This window comes from Acidimicrobiales bacterium, from assembly GCA_035316325.1.
GTDB lineage: Bacteria > Actinomycetota > Acidimicrobiia > Acidimicrobiales > VFJN01 > DASXTK01.
The window spans coordinates 1-3,280 of sequence record DATHJB010000014.1 but is presented as its reverse complement, the minus strand read 5'-3'; the positions used below and the strand labels follow the sequence as shown (position 1 = coordinate 3,280).

Here is a 3,280-nt window from a genome sequence, read left to right as displayed (position 1 = left end):
AGCTGCCGAGGATCTGCTGCGACGCGGCGATCTGCTCCCGGTAGTACGCGAGCACGGTCTTGACGGTGTCCTCATCGGTGAGCTGGAAGGTCTGATCCGGCTCCTCGGTCCGCACCTCCGGCCATTCGCCGGGGAACCTGCGACCGGCCACGATGACCTGGAACCACCGCCGCTCCCAGATCGCAGAGTGCTTCACCAAGCTGAGCAGCGACAGGGAGCTCGCGGTCGGCGCACGGAGCGCGTCGTGGTCAGATACGCCGTCGAGCTTCTTGATCAGGGCCTCGCGTTGATAGTCGAGGAACTCGACGAGACCAGCTCGCTCAGAATCCGGCGACGCCTCGGCTCCCGACACGGCGCGCACAGTACCGAGAAGACAGCGTCCTCCAACGTCAGCTCCGGGGCACACAGATCACCGGCGCCGACAGCGCTGCAGACCAGCGCAGATCCGGCGATCCCGAGTAGCTGGCGAGCGCCGGTGGAGCGTCCGGAACTGGGTGATCTGAGCGGGCGGGCATCCGTCCGTCTACTCGCGGGGCACCGGCGCAGGGCGTCGCTGCAGCACGTTGCGATCGGAGCGTGCGGAGCTCCGTCCGGGGTCAGACAGGTAGAACTAGCGGAGGCCAGGCCGCCGTCGATGACGACGGAGGTGGTTACTGCGCCTGCGCCTGGGCCGGGGCGAAGGCCGCTTCCATGTGCGCGGCCGACTCCAGCAGGTGGGTCTGGAGCGACTCGACGGCAGCGTCGACATCGCCGGCGGCGATGCGCTCAACCAGCTCGGCGTGCTCGTCGAGCCGGGGAGCAGTCCGCTCGAAGGCGTAGCGCACATAGCGCATCGACTGGTCCATGAGCACGCTCACCAGGTGCAGGAGCCACCCGGATGTGCAGCGGGCATAGGTCGCGTCGTGGAAGCCGCGGTGGGCGCCGTAGATCTCGGCGGCGGTGGGTGGGTTCGAGCGCGGCCGCTTCCGCAGGGCGACGAACACCTTGTAGGTCGCCTTGACGTCGTCGAGGTACGACGGGTCGGCGTTCTCCATCGAGCTGCGCAACGCCTGCGGTTCGAGCTGGGTCCGCAGCTCGTAGAGCTCGCGGGCCTCCTCCAGCGAGACGTCGGCGACCCGGGCGCCCCGCTGGGGGCTCATGACGAGCACGCCGCGGGCGGCGAGGCGCTGCACTGCCTCACGCAGGGGGGTCGGGCTGATCTTCCACTGGACGGCGAGGTCGTTGACCTTCACGCGGTCACCCGGCAGGAGGTTCCCGAGAGCGATCTCGGCCTGGAGCCGAGCGTCCACCCAGTCGTAGCGAGTCGTCGGCCCGGGATCTACGGCCATCAGCTTCCTGTCAAGAGTTCGGCGATGTCGTCGGGGAGCAGGAACTCGGCGGGGACGGCCGGTCCCCACGCGTAGAGCCCACGCATGTCGTTGAAGGTCTCAGGCTTCCACAGCTCGTCGTCGACGATGACGTCGAGGTCGGAGTAGTACTCGGCGAAGTTCCCCGCCGGGTCGCGGAAGTACCAGAAGTAGTTCGACCCGATGTGGTGCCGCCCGAGGCCCCACACATCGCGACCGGGGTCGACGTCGAGGAGCGCCCGGGCACCCCGGCCGATCTCGTCGACGTCGTCGACCTGCCAGGACGTGTGGTGCAGGAACGGGGTCGGAGCCGTCTGCACCAGCACGTTGTGGTGGTCCGTCGAGCAGCGGAGGAACGACGCGACCCCCTCGACGTGATCGCTCACCCTGAAGCCGAGGCCGTCCACGAACAGCCGGTGGCTCAGGTCGCTGTCGGTGCTGCCGACGACGACGTGCCCCAGCTTGCGCGGTTGCACCGGACCGTCCCGGTCCAGCGCGCTCGAACGAGCGTGCTCCCGGTCCCACCGCCCCGGCGCGTTGGCGGCCGGGACGTCGTAGGCGCCGGCGGAGACGATGGGCTCGTCCACCACCGCGACGACCTCCACACCGGTCCCCGGGTCCACGACGCGGACGCTGTCCGGGCCGCGGTCGACGGCAAGGCCGAGGCCAGCCACGTCACGGGCGATGCGGTCGAGGTCGTCGGGATCCTCGACGCCGAGCCCGAGGGTGACGAGCCGGCGCCGCTCGGCGGGGACGAGTCGCAGCTGGTCCCCGCCGTCCCGGCTCGCCAGCACCCCTGGCGACGACCGGGTGAGGCCGAACTCCTCGTAGAAGGCCACGGTCGCCGCCACGTCGGGGACTCCGACCGTGACCGACGTCAGGCGATGGACCGTCATCAGTGGTCCTGCGGCACGACGAAGCGGTGGCGCATCTCGCCGATGCCCTCGATGTGCGTGGTGAGCTCGTCACCGACGCCCAGGAACCTGGGGGGACGGCGTCCCACCCCCACCCCCGACGGTGTGCCGGTGAAGATCAGGTCGCCCGGGTGCAGGGTCACGACGCTCGACAGGTGCGCGATCAGCTTGGGCACCGGGAAGATGAGGTCCGAGGTCCGGCCGTCCTGCATCGACTCGCCGTTCACCGAACATCCGAGGCGCAGGTCGTCGGGGTCGTCGAACTCGTCCGGGGTGACCAACCACGGTCCGGTCGGGCCGAATCCGGGGAACGACTTGCCCAAGCTGAACTGTGGGGCCGGTGGCTGCATCTGGACCACGCGGTCCGACAGGTCCTGACCGATGGTGAGCCCGGCGACGTGTCCCCAGGCGTCCTCCTCGGCCACGCGGGTCGACGCGGCTCCCATCACGACGACGAGCTCGACCTCCCAGTCGACCGTGGCCGACGGGAGCGCGATCTCGCCGAAGGGGCCGACCAGCGAGGACAGGTACTTCGTGAAGATCGGAGGAGCCTCCGGCGGCCCCATCCCGCCTTCGGCCGCGTGCGCCGCGTAGTTGAGACCCGCCGCGAACACCTGGCGGGGGGTGGGCGACGGCGCGCCCAGGAGACTCGGGTCCAGCGGCTCGGGACCGTCGGCGTCGACGTCCGCGGCCCACGACCGGAAAGCCGGCCAGTCGTCGAACACCGCGGCCGGGGTGCCGTCCCAGCGACCCGCCGACGCCTTCCCGACGTCGATCCCGCTCGCCTCGCCGTCCCCGACGAGGAGGTGGACCCGTCCGTCGTAGTTGGCGATCCTCATCGCTCCACCAGCCCCGTCAGTTCCACGGCAGGACCGAGCTGGTCCAGTGGGTGAGGCCGTCGAGGTCGTCGACCGAGCTGACGTGCCGCGGCGGGGTCTCGAAGCTCCCGTACGGGGTGATCCGCACCACGACACGCCCCTCGTTGATCGCGCCCTCGCGCACGGCCGGTCGCACCTCCTC

Annotated in this window: 4 protein-coding genes; all 4 read right to left on the bottom strand. The window is 70.4% G+C overall.

The genetic code is table 11. The features are described from left to right. On the bottom strand, positions 1 to 352 hold a 352-nt coding region (locus VK611_01830), incomplete at its 3' end, for a DUF664 domain-containing protein (GenBank protein ID HMG40029.1). A gap of 298 nt (positions 353 to 650) precedes the next feature. Beyond that, positions 651 to 1,328 (bottom strand): GntR family transcriptional regulator, encoded by a 678-nt coding sequence (locus tag VK611_01825; protein HMG40028.1) that lies wholly within the window; start codon positions 1,326 to 1,328, stop codon positions 651 to 653. Continuing rightward, the gene (locus tag VK611_01820) at positions 1,328 to 2,242 is read right to left on the bottom strand and encodes a VOC family protein (GenBank protein ID HMG40027.1); all 915 of its coding nucleotides are present in this window, start codon (positions 2,240 to 2,242) and stop codon (positions 1,328 to 1,330) included. The genes VK611_01825 and VK611_01820 overlap by 1 nt, the downstream gene beginning before the upstream one ends. Continuing rightward, on the bottom strand, positions 2,242 to 3,099 hold the full coding sequence (locus tag VK611_01815) for a fumarylacetoacetate hydrolase family protein (GenBank protein HMG40026.1): 858 nt from the start codon (positions 3,097 to 3,099) through the stop codon (positions 2,242 to 2,244). The genes VK611_01820 and VK611_01815 overlap by 1 nt, the downstream gene beginning before the upstream one ends. Positions 3,100 to 3,280 lie beyond the last annotated feature (181 nt).

Coding starts and splice junctions, on each gene's coding strand:
- VK611_01825 (HMG40028.1), bottom strand. CDS start 1,328: ATGGCCGTAGATCCCGGGCCGACGACTCGCTACGACTGGGTGGACGCT.
- VK611_01815 (HMG40026.1), bottom strand. CDS start 3,099: ATGAGGATCGCCAACTACGACGGACGGGTCCACCTCCTCGTCGGGGAC.
- VK611_01820 (HMG40027.1), bottom strand. CDS start 2,242: ATGACGGTCCATCGCCTGACGTCGGTCACGGTCGGAGTCCCCGACGTG.